The organism is Neisseriaceae bacterium CLB008 (assembly GCA_041228285.1).
Classification (GTDB): domain Bacteria; phylum Pseudomonadota; class Gammaproteobacteria; order Burkholderiales; family Neisseriaceae; genus JAGNPU01.
Genome location: CP166133.1, coordinates 2,231,989 through 2,248,280, shown reverse-complemented (window position 1 = coordinate 2,248,280; position 16,292 = coordinate 2,231,989). Strand labels below are relative to the sequence as shown.

At 51.3% G+C, this 16,292-nt stretch carries 15 protein-coding genes and 5 tRNA genes; 16 read left to right on the top strand and 4 right to left on the bottom strand.

The annotated features are described in order from the left end of the window. Entirely contained in the window at positions 1-1,518 is a 1,518-nt protein-coding gene (locus AB8Q18_10365; protein ID XDZ52919.1) for a DEAD/DEAH box helicase, read from the top strand. A gap of 82 nt (positions 1,519-1,600) precedes the next feature. On the opposite strand, the gene AB8Q18_10360 is transcribed toward AB8Q18_10365, so the two are convergent. Beyond that, complete coding sequence (locus tag AB8Q18_10360; GenBank protein XDZ50593.1) at positions 1,601-2,401, bottom strand: outer membrane protein assembly factor BamD; 801 nt, start codon at positions 2,399-2,401, stop codon at positions 1,601-1,603. Here AB8Q18_10360 and AB8Q18_10355 point away from each other — a divergent pair. The 3 genes from AB8Q18_10355 (at position 2,400) to AB8Q18_10345 (ending at position 5,434) form a co-directional block, all read left to right on the top strand. After that, positions 2,400-3,518 (top strand): RluA family pseudouridine synthase, encoded by a 1,119-nt coding sequence (locus AB8Q18_10355; GenBank protein ID XDZ50592.1) that lies wholly within the window; start codon positions 2,400-2,402, stop codon positions 3,516-3,518. The two genes, AB8Q18_10360 and AB8Q18_10355, sit on opposite strands and share 2 nt — an antisense overlap. Before the next feature lie 16 nt (positions 3,519-3,534). Continuing rightward, positions 3,535-4,296, top strand: coding sequence for a peptidoglycan editing factor PgeF (gene pgeF / locus AB8Q18_10350; GenBank protein ID XDZ52918.1), 762 nt, complete (start codon positions 3,535-3,537; stop codon positions 4,294-4,296). A gap of 64 nt (positions 4,297-4,360) precedes the next feature. Continuing rightward, positions 4,361-5,434, top strand: coding sequence for a 3-deoxy-7-phosphoheptulonate synthase (locus tag AB8Q18_10345; protein XDZ50591.1), 1,074 nt, complete (start codon positions 4,361-4,363; stop codon positions 5,432-5,434). A gap of 1,185 nt (positions 5,435-6,619) precedes the next feature. On the opposite strand, the gene guaB is transcribed toward AB8Q18_10345, so the two are convergent. Continuing rightward, entirely contained in the window at positions 6,620-8,083 is a 1,464-nt protein-coding gene (gene guaB, locus AB8Q18_10340; protein XDZ50590.1) for an IMP dehydrogenase, read from the bottom strand. Between the two features lie 205 nt (positions 8,084-8,288). On the opposite strand from guaB, the gene uvrC reads away from it, so the two are divergent. From uvrC to AB8Q18_10285, 11 genes are all read left to right on the top strand, one after another. Beyond that, positions 8,289-10,163, top strand: a complete 1,875-nt coding sequence (gene uvrC, locus AB8Q18_10335) for an excinuclease ABC subunit UvrC (GenBank protein ID XDZ50589.1) — start codon at positions 8,289-8,291, stop codon at positions 10,161-10,163. A gap of 33 nt (positions 10,164-10,196) precedes the next feature. Continuing rightward, positions 10,197-10,772, top strand: a complete 576-nt coding sequence (gene pgsA / locus AB8Q18_10330) for a CDP-diacylglycerol--glycerol-3-phosphate 3-phosphatidyltransferase (GenBank protein ID XDZ50588.1) — start codon at positions 10,197-10,199, stop codon at positions 10,770-10,772. 99 nt (positions 10,773-10,871) lie between these two features. Beyond that, a tRNA-Gly gene (locus AB8Q18_10325) sits at positions 10,872-10,947 on the top strand. Between the two features lie 13 nt (positions 10,948-10,960). Further along, a tRNA-Gly gene (locus tag AB8Q18_10320) sits at positions 10,961-11,036 on the top strand. A gap of 15 nt (positions 11,037-11,051) precedes the next feature. Next, positions 11,052-11,127: transfer RNA gene (locus AB8Q18_10315), tRNA-Gly, on the top strand. A gap of 55 nt (positions 11,128-11,182) precedes the next feature. Beyond that, a tRNA-Cys gene (locus tag AB8Q18_10310) sits at positions 11,183-11,256 on the top strand. A gap of 29 nt (positions 11,257-11,285) precedes the next feature. After that, positions 11,286-11,374: transfer RNA gene (locus AB8Q18_10305), tRNA-Leu, on the top strand. Between the two features lie 403 nt (positions 11,375-11,777). Further along, entirely contained in the window at positions 11,778-12,116 is a 339-nt protein-coding gene (locus AB8Q18_10300; GenBank protein XDZ50587.1) for a hypothetical protein, read from the top strand. Positions 12,117-12,196: 80 nt separating this feature from the next. Continuing rightward, on the top strand, positions 12,197-12,721 hold the full coding sequence (locus AB8Q18_10295) for a dihydrofolate reductase family protein (GenBank protein XDZ50586.1): 525 nt from the start codon (positions 12,197-12,199) through the stop codon (positions 12,719-12,721). A 54-nt stretch (positions 12,722-12,775) separates the two neighbouring features. Further along, positions 12,776-13,222 (top strand): hypothetical protein, encoded by a 447-nt coding sequence (locus AB8Q18_10290; protein ID XDZ50585.1) that lies wholly within the window; start codon positions 12,776-12,778, stop codon positions 13,220-13,222. 144 nt (positions 13,223-13,366) lie between these two features. Next, positions 13,367-13,987: a flavin reductase family protein gene (locus tag AB8Q18_10285; GenBank protein ID XDZ50584.1), complete on the top strand. Its 621-nt coding sequence runs from the start codon at positions 13,367-13,369 to the stop codon at positions 13,985-13,987. 68 nt (positions 13,988-14,055) lie between these two features. On the opposite strand, the gene AB8Q18_10280 is transcribed toward AB8Q18_10285, so the two are convergent. Both AB8Q18_10280 and AB8Q18_10275 read right to left on the bottom strand, forming a co-directional pair. After that, complete coding sequence (locus tag AB8Q18_10280) at positions 14,056-14,256, bottom strand: DUF3955 domain-containing protein (protein XDZ50583.1); 201 nt, start codon at positions 14,254-14,256, stop codon at positions 14,056-14,058. Positions 14,257-14,387: 131 nt separating this feature from the next. Beyond that, positions 14,388-15,161: an AraC family transcriptional regulator gene (locus tag AB8Q18_10275; GenBank protein XDZ50582.1), complete on the bottom strand. Its 774-nt coding sequence runs from the start codon at positions 15,159-15,161 to the stop codon at positions 14,388-14,390. Between the two features lie 166 nt (positions 15,162-15,327). On the opposite strand from AB8Q18_10275, the gene AB8Q18_10270 reads away from it, so the two are divergent. Continuing rightward, complete coding sequence (locus AB8Q18_10270) at positions 15,328-16,281, top strand: 4-hydroxyproline epimerase (protein XDZ50581.1); 954 nt, start codon at positions 15,328-15,330, stop codon at positions 16,279-16,281. The last annotated feature ends 11 nt before the right edge of the window (positions 16,282-16,292 follow it).

Genomic DNA, 16,292 nt, shown 5'->3' with positions numbered 1-16,292 from the left:
CTGTTGAGTTCATTTGCATCATTAGGTTTGTCATCCGAGATTGTGCGCGCATTAGAGGCGCAAGGTTATGTGTCGCCAACGCCCATCCAAGCAGCAGCCATCCCCAAAGCACTTTCAGGCAAGGATCTTCTGGCCGCAGCCCAGACCGGTACCGGTAAAACCGCCGCCTTTATGCTGCCGAGCTTAGAACGCTTAAAAGGTTATGCCAACAGCAGTACATCGCCAGCCATGCACCCAGTGCGCATGCTGGTATTGACCCCGACGCGTGAGTTAGCCGACCAGATTTCGGTGAACACCAAGGCCTACACCGAACACTTAGCATTACGCCACACGGTGATTTTTGGCGGCGTGAACATGAACGATCAAACCAAGGCTTTGCGTGAAGGTTGTGAGATCGTGGTCGCAACCCTTGGTCGCCTCTTGGATCACGTACAGCAAAAAACCATTCAGCTGAATAAGGTTGATATTTTGGTGTTGGACGAAGCCGACCGGATGTTGGACATGGGCTTTATTGATGACATTCGTAAAGTCATCAAGCTATTGCCTAAAAATCGCCAAATCTTGCTGTTCTCGGCGACCTTTGCGCCAGAAATCAAAAAACTGGCGGCTGATTTTATGCAGTCGCCTGAAACCATCGAAGTGGCGCAGCAAAACGCCACCTCAGAGCGCGTAGAGCAACACATCATCGCCGTCGACGGCCACAATAAGCGCAATCTATTAGAGCGCTTGATTGTGGATTTGAAGATGGAGCAGGTCATTGTGTTCTGTAAAACCAAGCAGAGCGTTGATCAAGTGACCCGTGAATTGAAACGTCGTCGTATTTTGGCTGAGGCCATTCATGGCGATAAAAGCCAGAACAGTCGATTAGAAACCTTAGCCGCCTTTAAAGAGGGTAGCCTGCGCGTGTTGGTGGCCACCGACGTGGCCGCGCGCGGCTTGGACGTGACAGAGCTGCCGTTCGTGATCAACTATGAATTGCCTACCGCCCCCGAAGACTACGTACACCGCATTGGTCGTACGGGCCGTGCAGGCGCTGAGGGCGTCGCGATTTCGTTGATGGAAGAGTCAGAGCAGCGCATGTTTGAGTTGATTAAAAAGTTGATCAAAAAACCGTTGCTGGTGGAAAAAATTCAGGGTTTTGAGCCCAGCTGGATGGCGGCCGATGTACCCACGTCAGACAAACCTGTTTACGAAGGCCGTAAACCCAGCGCTGGGCGCGGTGCTCGTCAGCAAGGTGAGCAAACAGGTCGTGAGCGTACCGAGCGTGAACGAGACGGAAATAAAGAGCGCCGCGAAGCTCGTGAGCCTCGTGAGGCGAGGGGTTCTGCCAGTAATGGCCGCTCAGGCAGCCAGCAAAATAGCCGTTCAGCGGCCAATGCCAAAGCTGAGCCAGATGCCGGCGTTTTGTGCAGCAAAATTCCAGGGCGCCAGCGCCGTGGTCGCAAAAACATTGAGCGCTCGGCTCTATTGATGCCAAATTTTGGGGCGCCTAAAGCAGTATCTGCACCAAGCGCTTAAGCGAATAGGGCTCCTTCTATTAAAGGAGCCATAAAAAAAGCTGCCTTGATTCGGGCAGCTTTTTTGTGGCCAACGGGGGCAATTATTTCCAGTAACGCCACCAAGGAGCTTCGATGACTTTCCACGGCGTTTTTAAGTATTCGCTTTGTGGGTAGTTTAATTGCAACACTCGGTAAGCATCGTCACGCAGTTGCGTTTGGTTCATTTGGCCGTAGGCCGCCACCAAAATGGCCAAGCCTTCTTCAACGTAAGGCGTGTTGTTGAATTCTTGAATCACCACTTGGGCGCGGTTAGAGGCTGCCACATAGGCGCCGCGCTTCATGTAGTAGCGGGCCACGCCAATTTCATGGCCGCCAAGAGCGTCTAGTAGCTTGGTCATGCGCTCAACGGCGTCAGGCGTGTAGCGGCTATTGGGGTAGCGGGTCGTCAGCTCTTGGAAGACTCTAAACGCATCACGGTTGGCTTTGGGATCGCGTTCTGACCAGTCTTGCGCCGCTAATTTATTTAAGAAAGATTGATCTTCATTAAACAACACCAAGCCTTTCAAGTACAATACGTAGTCTAAGTTAGGGTGAGCCGGATGATTTCGTTCAAATCGATCCAGCGTGGCCAAGGCCAATTCGGGTTCACCGTCGCGATAGTGCGTGTAGGCCGTGTCTAGTTCTGCCTGTTGGGCATAACGACCAAACGGAAAGCGCGAACCTAAAATATCGTATAATTTAATCGCTCGGGTATAATTACCACTGTTCATTTCGTCATTGGCTTCAGAATAAAGCTTTTCTACGGTCCAGTCGCGAGTGATCTGAGCATCTTTATCTGCAGAACCACTGGCACAACCTGCCATTAATGCAGCCAAACTAATTACAAAAAGTGTTTTTTTCATGAAATCCACATCCTTAAATAATGCTGATGATTATAACGATGATTTTGAGTTTTCGGCAGACTTAAATGAACAAATTTGCAAATTTGTTGTGCCCAATGAACTTGGCGGCATGCGTTTAGACGCGGCTCTGGCCAAGTTAATGCCCGAATACTCTCGTTCTCGTTTGACTACCTGGATCAAAGAGGGCGCGGTTTTGGTGGATGGAAAAGCCGCCGCCCCCAAGCTTAAACTCATCGGCCAAGAGTCACTGGAAGTGACTGTTTTGCCCAGTGAGGAAAATTTAGCGTTCACGCCAGAAGACATCGAGATTCCTGTCGTATTTGAGGATGATACCGTTTTGGTGATCAATAAACCAGCCGGCTTGGTCGTTCATCCTGCTTCAGGCAATTGGACCGGCACTTTATTAAATGGTTTATTGTTCCATTATCCCGATCTGAGCCAAATTCCCCGCGCAGGTATTGTACACCGCTTAGATAAGGATACCAGCGGCCTGATGGTGGTGGCGAAAAGCCTGCCTGCTCAGAACGATTTGGTGCAGCAATTACAGGCGCGCACCGTGAAGCGTATTTATCGAGCCATCGCTGATGGCCTAGTGCCGTTTGATGGCAAAATTGAGACCAAAATTGGTCGCGATCCGCATAATCGCTTGAAAATGGCGGTGGTGAAGTACGGCGGCAAAGAAGCCATTACCCACATTAAAGTGTTGGAGCGTTACTTAAACCATACCTACGTTGAGTGCCGTTTAGAAACCGGCCGCACCCACCAAATTCGCGTGCACATGCGCGAAGCGCGCCATCCATTGAGCGGTGATCCGGTATACGGTAGCCCGCGGCATCAGTGTACCGATGCGGCCAAAGAGGCGGTCAAAGGACTAGCCAGACAGGCCTTACATGCGTATAAATTGAGCTTTATTCACCCTAAAACCAAAGAATTGGTTTCTTTTGAGGCCCCAATGGCGCCAGACATGCACCATGTGCTGTCGGTGCTGCGTCTGGAAAGCGGTAAGGATTCTCCTTTGAGCAGCGAGCCTGAATGGGCTGACGTGGCGATGGGTGAAGATGATGACGATTGGGATGAAGACGACTACGACGTAGAGGTAAGGTATGTCCGAGATTAACCTGTCTTTAAACAGTATGGAGCATGCGTTTGGTTTGGCTAAGCCTGACCAAGCCTTGTTTACCGCCAATTGGCCGGCACCAAAAAATGTCAAAACCTTGATCAGTACCCGTAACGGGGGCGTGAGCAAGGGTGAATACGCCAGCCTAAACGTGGGTGCCCACGTGGGGGATGATCCTCAGGCCGTGGCCGAAAATCGCCGTCGTGTACAGGCTCAAGTGCCGGTGCCTATGGTGTATTTGAATCAGATCCACTCGGCCACCGTGGTGGCCGCTGCCGCGCATCAGGATGTGGTGCCCGATGCGGACGCCAGCGTGGCCCATGATGGGTCAGTGGCCTGTGCGGTGATGACGGCAGACTGCTTACCGGTGCTGTTCTGCGATCGGCAGGGCACGGTCGTCGGCGCGGCGCATGCGGGCTGGCGCGGGCTGGCAGGCGACGTTTTGGCCCAGACCGTGGCTAAAATGGGCTGTGACCCTTTAGACGTTATGGCCTACTTAGGGCCGGCGATTGGTCCAGATGCTTTTGAAGTGGGCCAAGACGTATGGGATGCCTTTTGTGTGCCACACCCACACGCCATTACGGCATTCCAAGACATCGGTAACGATAAGTATTTGGCCAATATGTATGATCTGGCTAAGGTGAAATTAAAAGACATCGGCGTGACCCAAATTTACGGCGGTGATTATTGCACCGTGTTGCAACGCGATTTGTTCTTTTCCTATCGCCGCGACGGCCAAACCGGCCGCATGGTCAGCACCATTTGGCTACAAGATTAAATGAATGATTAACCCTAGCCGTATTGGGCGCCCGCAAGGGATTGAGTTGAAGTAAGGAATGAGGATGATGCAAAAAGACGTACTGAATAACGTACACATCAGTAATGAACAGGTATTGATTACGCCGGCCCAGCTAAAGCAAAAATTTCCCTTGAGCGCCGCCAATCAGCAGCAAATCGCCAGCGCGCGCGCCACCATTGCGGATATTTTACAAGGCCGTGATCATCGGCTTTTGGTGGTGTGTGGTCCCTGTTCGATTCATGATACGGAAGCGGCTTTGGCCTATGCTGAAAAGCTGAAGGTATTGGCAGATGAGTTTCAAGATCAGCTATACATAGTGATGCGGGTGTATTTTGAGAAGCCTCGTACCAGGGTGGGTTGGAAGGGTTTGATTAATGATCCGCATATGGACGGTTCATTTGATGTGGAAACCGGCCTGCACATTGCGCGTGAGCTGCTGTTGAAGCTGACCGATATGGGCCTGCCTTTGGCAACCGAGGCACTAGATCCCAATAGCCCACAGTATTTGGGCGATTTGTTTAGCTGGTCGGCCATTGGTGCGCGGACCACTGAGTCGCAAACGCACCGTGAAATGGCTTCGGGGTTATCGATGCCGGTTGGCTTTAAAAACGGCACCGACGGCAGTTTGGCCACGGCGATCAATGCGCTGCGCGCTGCATCTATGCCGCATCGTTTTATGGGCATTAACCAGGCGGGGCAGGTATGCCTGCTGCAAACTCAGGGTAATCCCAATGGCCACGTGATTTTACGCGGCGGCAAAACCCCTAATTATGGCCAAGAAGACGTACAGGCTTGCGAAGCTCAAATGGCGGCCGCAGGCTTGCGCCCATCGCTGATGGTGGATTGCAGCCACGGTAACTCTAATAAAGATTACCGTCGTCAGGTACCGGTGGCGCAGTCGGTGGTGACGCAAATTTTGGCGGGTAATCAATCCATCACTGGCATCATGTTGGAAAGCCATTTATATGCGGGCAATCAGCCTTCAGAACAGCCGCGTGCCGACATGAAGTATGGCGTGTCGATTACCGACGCCTGTATTGATTGGGACACCACGGATGCCTTATTGCGCGAGATGCATGCCGCGTTGAGCGGCGCCTTGGTTAAACGTTTGGCTTAATCAAGGTTAACGAATCATCCCCAAGCAATAGGCTTGGGGATTTTTTATGGGCGCTGGCGGCGTTTTGCTGTGGGCGGTATGATTTAAAGAATCAGCTTAATGGCACCAATACGGTATGGTTTGTTGTATCGTTCTCTATGCTCTTTTTTACGTCTACAGTGTAGGCCCTTAAGCGTAGGGTGGGTCGTGACCCACGCGGGTTTTAATGTGGGGACCTGAGCACGTTAGAAGTGATGGGTAGGCTACGCTTTACCCACCCTACGCGACGGTTAATAATCCATGGTTTGTTGGCTATTTGCAGGGTGGGCAAAGCGCAGCATGCCCACCGTTTTTAATCTTTTTTCTAATGCTTCGGTTATTATGCTATTGATTGGTCGTTTTGTTTCGCCCTCTGGGCGACGTCATTTCTTTTGGGTGTCCAAAAGAAACGAAGCAAAGAAAAAACACCCCACTTTATCCGCCCGCTACGCGGGTGCCCTCGTTGGCTCGCACAGCGCCGGCGGCAAGAACTCATATTTGGGCCTTCGGCCAAATACTCAGACATGCTTGCCTCAAAGACCCCGGCCCTGCACGAACCGCCTCGGCGGCTAAAAAGGGGACGGGTACTTCACTTAAAGGATACGCAGTGAGCTTAAATTTAAGCAGGTGACATTTTAGCTTGTACAAGACAAAATGTCATAACTGATCATCTAAAAACAACCCTTTAGGTTTGAGTCTAAGGTTTAAGGCTTGTTAATTCACTGATATCAATTTCATCTCACCACCTCAGCCTCCCAGTGACGTACCCGTCCCCTTTTAGTCGCCGAGGTGGCCTTTTCTTTGCGTACTTTCTTTTGGCCACCCAAAAGAAAGTATGTCGCCTACAGGCGAAAGGCAGCCTTTAATCAATAGCGAACTAACCGAAGCATTGAGGTAAGTTTTAACATCTAGAGGCACTCCTAACTTTGTACAAAACAAACCATGGTTTGTTCACTGCCGCATAGGGTGGGTTGCGTGCAGCAAACCCACCGTAATAGCTGAGGGCGTCGCCTAAGGATTCATCTAGTGGCCGTATGCTGTTGTGAGCGTATTGACGCGTTAAGCTCGCTGGATTAAATCTAAACGAAGCGCACGATATCAATCACTGAAGCCAATAAAAAAGCCCTGAGTGAACTCAGGGCTTTTAGGTACCGTCATCAGGTTTGCTTAACGTGCTGTATGGTAGTTAGGCGCTTCTTTAGTGATGGTCACGTCGTGAACGTGGGATTCATTCATGCCGGCAGAGGTGATTTCCACAAACTCGGCTTTTTCATGCATGGCCAAGATGTCAGGGCAACCTAGGTAGCCCATGCTCGAACGCAAGCCGCCGACCAATTGGTGGATGATTTGGGCGATTGGGCCTTTGTAGGCCACGCGGCCTTCGATGCCTTCAGGAACAAATTTGTCGCTATTGGCTTCATTGTCTTGGAAGTAGCGATCAGAAGAGCCTTGGCTCATCGCGCCCAAAGACCCCATGCCGCGGTAAGACTTGTATGAACGGCCTTGGTAAAGCTCAATTTCGCCAGGTGCTTCTTCAGTACCGGCAAACATGCCGCCCAGCATCACGCAGCTGGCGCCAGCGGCTAGGGCTTTGGCGATGTCGCCAGAGAAGCGAATGCCGCCGTCGGCAATCATCGGTACGCCCGTGCCTTTTAAGGCTTCAGAAACATTGTGGATGGCGGTTAGTTGAGGCACGCCCACGCCGGCAATGATGCGGGTGGTGCAGATTGAGCCTGGGCCAATACCCACTTTAACGCCGTCTGCGCCGGCTTCGGCCAAAGCTTTGGCAGCGGCTGCGGTGGCAATGTTGCCGCCGATGACGTCAATTTGTGGGAAGTGTTCTTTTACCCAGCGTACGCGGTCAATCACGCCTTGGCTGTGGCCGTGAGCAGTGTCTACAATCACCACGTCTACGCCAGCGGCGGCTAGGGCGGCCACGCGCTCTTCAGTTTCTTTACCCACGCCGACCGCTGCGCCTACGCGTAGGCTGCCGTTGTCGTCTTTATTGGCGTTTGGGAATTCGCTGGTTTTAAGAATGTCTTTAACCGTGATCAGGCCTTTTAGTTCCCAATTGGCGTTGACCACCAAGACACGCTCAACCTTGTGTTCGTGCATGATTTCACGGGCTTCATCGATGCCGGTGCCTTCAGGTACGGTCACCAATTGTGAACGTGGCGTCATAATAGACGCCACGGTTTGATCTAGTCGTTTTTCGAATCGTAGGTCACGGTTGGTGACAATGCCCACGACAGCGCCATCTTCAATGACGGGTAAGCCGGAAATCTTGTGGCGACGAGATAGGTCAATTAAGTCGCGCACCAACATATTGGGGCCAATGGTGATCGGCTCTTTCACGATGCCGCTTTCATGGCGCTTTACTTTGGCCACTTCGCGAGCCTGTTGCTCAATGCTCATGTTTTTATGGATGATGCCGATGCCACCTTCTTGAGCCAAAGCAATGGCTAGACGGGCTTCGGTTACGGTGTCCATAGCGGCAGAAACAAGGGGAAGATTAAGCGAGATATTACGGGTGAGGGGGGTTTTTAAGCTAACGTCACGAGGCAAGACTTGGGAGTGGGCTGGAACCAATAAGACGTCGTCGAATGTATATGCTTTTTCTATTATTCGCATGAGAGGGTACTTTCGTGTCAGAAGATGCGGGGGGTTGAATAATAGCACCGCATTGTATCAAAGAAATACGAATTAGGGGAAGAGAAATTTTTATGGCTGTGGTAGCGATGGCCTGTGTCCGCTTGATTAATCCTAGGATTGGCCTCATTTGAAAGATGAAGTCTTTTGTCTTAAAAAACGCTACAATAGGCCATCGGCGTGATGGGTGAATGAAGGAAGTGCTTTCTTGGAACAAGAACAGTTTAATATAAAAGAATTTTTAAATACCCTACCTAATTTACCCGGTGTCTACCGCATGTTAGACCGGGAAGGGCAGGTATTGTACGTGGGCAAGGCCATTAGCCTGAAGCGCCGCGTCAGCAGCTATTTTCAAAAAACCGATCTGTCACCACGCATTCAGCTGATGGTGAAACAGGTTGATCGTATTGACGTCACTGTCACCCGCTCCGAAGCCGAAGCCTTGATTTTGGAAAACAACTTAATCAAAGCGCTGGGGCCGAAATACAATATTTTGTTTCGGGACGATAAAAGCTATCCCTATCTGATTTTAAGCGCCCATGAGTTTCCGCAAATGGCTTATTACCGGGGCAGTTTAAAAAAGACCCATCAATATTTTGGCCCTTATCCCAATAGCTATGCGGTGCGGGACAGTATTCAGATCTTACAAAAAGTCTTCCAATTAAGAACCTGTGAGGATTCGGTGTTTCAGCACCGTGACCGGGCCTGCCTGCTGTATCAGATCAAGCGCTGTTCAGGGCCTTGCGTGGGCCATATCTCGGCCGCAGACTACGCCGACAGCGTCAGCGAAGCCGCCGCCTTTTTGAACGGAAAGGCGGATGAACTGTCTGAACGATTGAATCAGAAAATGCAAACGGCTTCAGATCATCTACAGTTTGAAGAGGCGGCCAAGTATCGTGACCAGCTACAGGCGCTCGGCCGCGTGCAGGAAAAGCAGTTCGTCGAATCCAATACCCAATACGGCGTGAAAAACTGTGACGTCTTGGCTGTGGTCACAGATGCTGGGCTGGTGTGCGTGCATTGGGTCAGCATTCGCGGTGGCCGCCACGTGGGCGATAAAAGCTTCTTTCCTAAAGTGCTGGCCGATGAAACGCCGGATTTGGCCGATTATTTAAATGCCTTTGTGGCCCAGCATTATTTGGGCAAGCCTAAGCCTGACATGCTGTTGACGAACCTGCCGTTGCCAGAGAGCCTGTGCGATGCCTTAAGCTCGGACGCGCCCAAAAAAATCTTGTTTGTGCATAAAACGGTTGGGGCGCGTAAGGTGTGGCTGAGTATGGCCGAACAAAATGCGCGCCTGGCGATTCATCAACAGTCGTCGCAAAGCAGCCATCAGCAGGCGCGCCTAGCGGCTCTGGCCGAAATCATGCAGATGGATGATTTGCAGCGCATTGAATGCTTTGACATCAGCCACACTCAAGGGGAGGCGACCATTGCCTCGTGCGTGGTGTATGACCAAGGGGCCATGCAACCCAGTGAATACAGACGCTTTAATATCGAAACCGCCAAGGCGGGCGATGATTATGCCGCCATGCGTGAGGTTTTAACCCGTCGCTATGGTAAACTACAGGCGCAGGCTGAGGCGGCAGAGGCCGCCGGTACACAGCCTGAAGGCAAGTGGCCTGACCTCGTCGTCATCGATGGGGGGAAGGGTCAGATCAGCATGGCGTTAGGCGTGTGGGCCGAGTTGGGCTTACACATTCCATTGGTCGGCGTGGCCAAAGGGCCAGAGCGTAAGGCAGGCTTAGAAGAGTTGATTTTGCCCGACACCAATAGGGTGATGCAGCTACCGCCGCATCATCCCGCTTTACACTTATTACAAACCGTTCGTGATGAATCACATCGGTTTGCGATTACGGGCCATCGCGCTAAACGCGCCAAAGCGCGGGTGACGTCTTCCCTAGAAAGTATTCCAGGGGTGGGCACCAAGCGACGGCAGCGGCTTTTAGCGCGCTTTGGTGGTCTGCGCGGCGTCGCAGCAGCCAGTGCCGACGATTTGGCCCAAGTGGAAGGCATTAGCCATGCCTTGGCCGAAAAAATTTATGAAGCCTTACATTCTTAACATTGTGATTAAAATACGAACAGGTTGGACATCATGCCGCTTAATTTTCCAATTTTATTGACTTGGGTAAGGGTGCTGTTAATCCCTGTTTTTGCCACCTTATTTTATTTGCCTGTGCATTGGATTAACCCTGCCATGGCGAACTGGATCGGCGCCGGTATTTTTGCCATCGCCGCCATCACCGACTGGTTTGATGGCTATCTGGCTCGGCGTTGGAATCAAGCCACTTCGTTTGGGGCCTTCCTAGACCCCGTTGCCGACAAGCTTATTGTGGCGGTGGCGTTGATCTTACTGGTTGATCTAGACCGTACGTATGCGGTGATGGCAATGATCATCATCGGCCGCGAGATCACCATATCGGCTTTAAGAGAGTGGATGGCTCAGATGGGCAAGCGTAATAACGTTGCCGTGGCCCAGATCGGTAAGATTAAAACCACGGCCCAAATGGTGGCCATTGTTCTGTTGCTGATTGGTTCTGAATCCTTTTACGGGATTAATTTCCTTATTTTAGGAAATATTTTGATGTTGGTTGCGTCAATTTTGACTTTGTGGTCAATGTTTTATTACCTGAATGCCGCATTTTCTGGGCATCAGGAGGAAAAAAATTAGTTCAAAACGCTTGACAGATTTTTATTAAACTCTATAATGACGACTCTCTTAAGCGACAAGCCGAAAGGCAAGAAGCAAGAGAGACAAGATACGCAAAATGCGGGAATAGCTCAGTTGGTAGAGCGCAACCTTGCCAAGGTTGAGGTCGCGAGTTCGAGCCTCGTTTCCCGCTCCACATTTTGCTTATTGCGGGAATAGCTCAGTTGGTAGAGCGCAACCTTGCCAAGGTTGAGGTCGCGAGTTCGAGCCTCGTTTCCCGCTCCAAATGTTTTACCCACCGCGGGAATAGCTCAGTTGGTAGAGCGCAACCTTGCCAAGGTTGAGGTCGCGAGTTCGAGCCTCGTTTCCCGCTCCAGTGCGTTTATTTGGCTTGCTTAGAATTGCCCGTTGTTTTGGCGACAACATCCCCTGGCGGGGTGGCAGAGTGGTTATGCAGCGGCCTGCAAAGCCGTGGACGCCGGTTCGATTCCGACCCCCGCCTCCAGTTATGACTTATTGCTTCGGCGGTCAGTCGCCCGGGTGGTGAAATAGGTAGACACAACGGACTTAAAATCCGTCGGCCCTAACAGGCCGTGCCGGTTCGATTCCGGCCCCGGGCACCACAAAGAATATAAAAAACCAGCTTTCGAGCTGGTTTTTTTGCGTCAAAATGGTATGGTTTATCGTATCGTTTCCTATGATTTTTTACGTCTACAGCGTGGGCCCTTAAGCGTAGGGTGGGTCGTGGACCCACGCGGGTTTAAAATATGGGCACGTGAGTACGTTAAGATCGGTGGGTAGGCTGCGCTTTACCGACCCTACGCGATGGTAAATAAACCATAAATTAATAGCGAAATAGCCAAGGCATTGAAACAAATGATTTAATGGCTCAAAGCGGTGGGCACGCTGCGCTTTGCGCCACCCTACAAAGAGTTAATCAACCATGGTTAGGTGGTTCATTGAGCCGTGCTATGCCGCAAGGCTGGTCGTGGCTTATTCTTATAACTTTAAATAAATAATGACCCTATGAATCTACAAAAATACTTAAAAACGTGTGTCTTAGTCCTTTGTCTACAGGCTTCTCCTGCCGTACTGGCCCAAGAGGGTTACCCTAAAGACGTTCAGGCCTTGATTGAGCGTGCCGATGGCTGTGCTGTCGTGGTTGAAGAAATCCGGCAAGAGTCGGGCCAGATGAATCCGCAAGATTTGGAGCGGCGGCTCAGCCTTTACTGTCGTGATTTAGATAAGCAAATAGTGGCGCTGAAGGCGCGCTATCCAGACCGTGCCGATGTCGCCCAGAAGCTGGCTGAATACGATGATGTTTTTCAGATGGTGCATTGGCTTCAGGTCAGTGGCTTGATGTGATGCTTATGACCGTAGCCCTTGACTTAAAGCACACTTAAAGTTGTATCATCAGGCTCACACAACGCTCATAAGGACAAAAAATGGCGATTAAGGGATACATTGCGGTGAGTGCCGATGGCTATATTGCCACAGCAGACGGCAACGTTGATTTTCTGAATGATTTTCAACATATTGACTGCGGTTATGAGGCGTTTATTGCCGGTATTCAAACCGTGGTGATGGGGCGCAAAACCTATGAGGCGATCTTGGGGTTTGGGGTGGATTGGCCCTATCCAGAACAGCGCTGTCTGATCGTCAGCACGCAGGCTGATTTGCCGTTGGCGGCTGAGAACGTGTCGGTGTGGGGGCAGGGGTTGCCGGCCTTAATCGAGGCCTTGCGCCAAGAAGCTTATGGCGATACCTGGGTCGTCGGTGGGGCGCAGCTACAGGCGGCGTTTATTGAACACGATTATCTGGATACCTTAGATGTTTATGAGCTGCCGATTTTCTTGGGCGGTGGGATACCGCTGTTTCCACAGTCTGAAAAAATGCATCTGCGTGCGGTGAAGATTGAGGCTGAGATGATCGATGCGACGATTGTGCATAAAACGCTGCATTTTAAATAGGCCAAAAGCTGGATTCAGCCTCTCTTGCGCCGTTTAACAGATATAGAGAACGATATGAAACAGACGATTATGGCCTTATGCCTAAGCTTGATGCTGTCCCCAGCCTTTGCTAACGAGGCCATCAGCCCTAAGTTGACTCATCTGATTAAGGCCTTGGTGGCCAGTCAGACCGAACGTGGCGTTGATGGTGAGCCCTTGGGCAAGGATGCAGAGGCGATTTTATTGAAGATTGCCCAAGAGGGCATTCATGATCCTGCCAACGCCGCCTTACTGGAACAAGTTGAGCAGGGCAGCTGGCTGCTGTACGTGGCCTTGTTGGCCGAGGTGCATACGCCGGCAGCGTTTTGCTTACATGATGATGTTGTCTGTCGTGAGGCGGTTGCTGCCGATGAAATACCCTTGGGGCAAGGTGACGAGGGTAGGACTGAAGCGGAGCAAGAGGCTTTGTTTCAAAAACGCTGGGCGGCTTTGGGCTTTGATAAAGTACGTTTTGGGCCTTGAACCGCAGCCGATTTGGCCCTTGGTCATCATCACGGGATGAGGGCTAGAGCGAGCTATTAGATTTTAGTCGTGTGATGGATGGGGTTCTTATATTAGGGACGATTAAGCCTGGATGGGCTGTGATTTATTGGATAGAAAAGATTTATGCCTAGCGTCGATGCACACAGTTTTAACGTTAATGAGGTTGGTCCTCCAGCCATTTATAAGCTAATGGTGGGGGCGATTACGCCGCGGCCGATTGCCTGGGTGTCGAGCCTAGGGCCTGATGGCGTGTTGAATTTAGCGCCGTTTAGCTTTTTTACCGTGGCGTCGCGCCAGCCGCCGACGCTGATGGTGTCGATTGGCCCTGGGGTGGAAGAGCGAGAGGGGACGATTAAAGACACGCTGAACAATATTCGTCTAGGTCGGGAATACGTCATCAATATTGCGGGTGAGGCCTTGATGCAAGAGCTGGCGCGCAGTTCGGCGTCGGTGCCATCTGATTGTGATGAGTTTCAGCTGGCGGGCTTAAGCCCCGAGCCATCTAAGCTGGTGAGCGTGCCTTCGGTGCGTGAGGCACCGATTGCGTTTGAGATGGTGTTGGATCAGATCATTCCTGTGGGCAGCGACCACATGATTTTGGGCCGAGTGGTGAACGTGCGCGTTGCCGCTGAGGTGTATGCCGGTCATCATAAGATAGACGTGGCTGCCTTGGCGCCTTTGGCAAGCGTGGTGGATCGCTTCAGCGGCATTACGCCCATGTATCGGCCTGACGAGCGCTCCTAAGCGTCAACAAGCAGCTAATAGGGTTAATCAGGCAATCAGGGCGTCCCGGTGAGGACGCCCTGATTTTTTTACGCCTGTCGTTGACGTTTGATGGTGCGCAAGAAGCGAAATAGGCTGATGCAAACGGCGCCCAACAGCAGCAGATAGCCAAGCGGTAAATAAACGGTGTCATGCAGTACACCATCACCGTCTAGGTAGGTATTTTGGGCATTGTAGACGAAGGCGGCAATGGCCAATAGACACAGCACCACCATGAGTTTAAGCGACATTAGGCGTCCCTATCATTTAAAAAAGAAGGACTATGAGTGTCATCATTTAGGAAAGTTCAGGTCGATGCTAAAGTGCCTGTTCGCAGAAGGTCGCTTGGGCGAAACCGTGGGTGTTTCTTTAAGATGATGGTCTAGAGACGCTTTTTAAACTGGCTGGGCGTTAGTGTGGTTAACTCTTTGAATTTTCGGCTAAAGGCGCTATGGTCGGTGTAGCCGCAGCGGCTGGCGATCTCGGTAATGGAAAGGTTTTGGGCCAGCAGTTCGATGGCGTACTCGAGGCGTTTTTTTTGGATCAGCTGCTGCGGCGTCATTTGAAAAATACTCTTAAACTGGCGGTCCAGCTGTGAGACCGACAGTTCGGCTAGCTCGGCCAAATGCTGTACCTTAATGGCGGTGTCAAATTTCTGGCTGATGTATTTTTCAACTCGGCTTAGCTTGGCGTTGATATTGGGGCGAATCAATTTTTCATCCTGTAAGTCTACCGAAATACCGGCCACGCCCACGACGTTTTGTTTTCTGTCGAGAATGGGGACTTTAGTGGTCAAGCACCAGCCTAATAGGCCAGACTGGTAGGAATGCAGCTCGAGCTGGTTGCTGATGCGTTTTTTGCTGCGCATGACGCCATGATCTTGTTCGGTATAGCCTAGGCCTAAGTCATAGTGGAACACGTCTTCGGCGCGTTTGCCAATGATGTTTTTGAGATGACCCACTTTACAGCGCTTGGCCAGATGCTCATTGGCGAGCTGGTAGCGCGCTTCGGTATTTTTGACAAAAAACGTCACGTTTGGGAGGGCGTTGATGAGGGGCATGATCAGGCCTAGGTGGGCCAAAAGGGCGTTTAAATGGTCCACCTCAAACGCTTGTTCGCCTTGGCTAATGGCCACTAGCTGGTTAATGTTTAGCATGATTTCTCCCGTTTTTATTTTTATATATTTGATTTTTTAGTGATTAATATAGGTTATTTTCACTATTGTGCTGAATTGCGCATCAGTTGAGGTAAAAGATATCAAGACCTAGGGGTTTAAATCAAGCACTCTATAAAAAACAATTCAATAATATAGAGGCGAGATCATGCAACAGCAACGTTATCATAAAATTCGTGTCATTGATTCTCACACCGAAGGTGAGCCCACCCGTTTAGTGGTTGAGGGCTTTCCTGATTTGGGCCAGGGCAGTATGGCTGAGCGCTTAGCCATTTTGCGCACTGAGCACGATCAATGGCGTAAAGCAGTCATTCTAGAGCCGCGCGGCAACGACATTCTGGTGGGGGCGCTTCTGTGCCCACCGCAAAACCCTAAGGCTACGGCCGGGGTAATCTTTTTCAATAATGAAGACTATTTAGGCATGTGCGGTCACGGCACCATTGGGCTGATGGCCTCGCTGCAACATTTGGGCTTGGCCGGCGTGGGCGAACACATCGTGGAAACCCCTGTGGGCGATGTCACCACCACCATTCATGCCGACGGCAGCGTCAGCATTAAAAACGTGTACGCCTATCGCTATCGCAAAGACGTGTCGGTGGACGTGCCGGGCTTAGGCTCGGTGAGCGGCGACATTGCTTGGGGCGGTAACTGGTTCTTCTTGGTCAGCCAAAAATTCATCGACATCAGCCTACAGAATGCGAAGGCATTGACCGACATTACCTTGGCCATTCGCGATGCTTTAGTGGCCCAGGGCATCACCGGTAAAGATGGTCAGATGATTGACCACATCGAATTGTTTCAGCCACACGCTACGGCCAACAGCCAAAGCTTTGTGCTGTGTCCAGGCGGCGCTTACGACCGCTCACCTTGCGGCACCGGCACCAGTGCTAAATTGGCCTGTTTGGCGGCCGATGGCAAGCTGGCCGAAGGAGAAGAGTGGATTCAGGCCAGCGTGATCGGTAGCCAGTTCCGTACCCGCTATGAGCGCGTTGACGCAGACGGGATTGTGCCGACCATTCAAGGCCACGCCTATATTTGTGCCGACAACACCTTATTAATCGATGCCAACGATCCATTTCGTTGGGGCATTGTGGCCAAGTAAGGGAGTAGGCA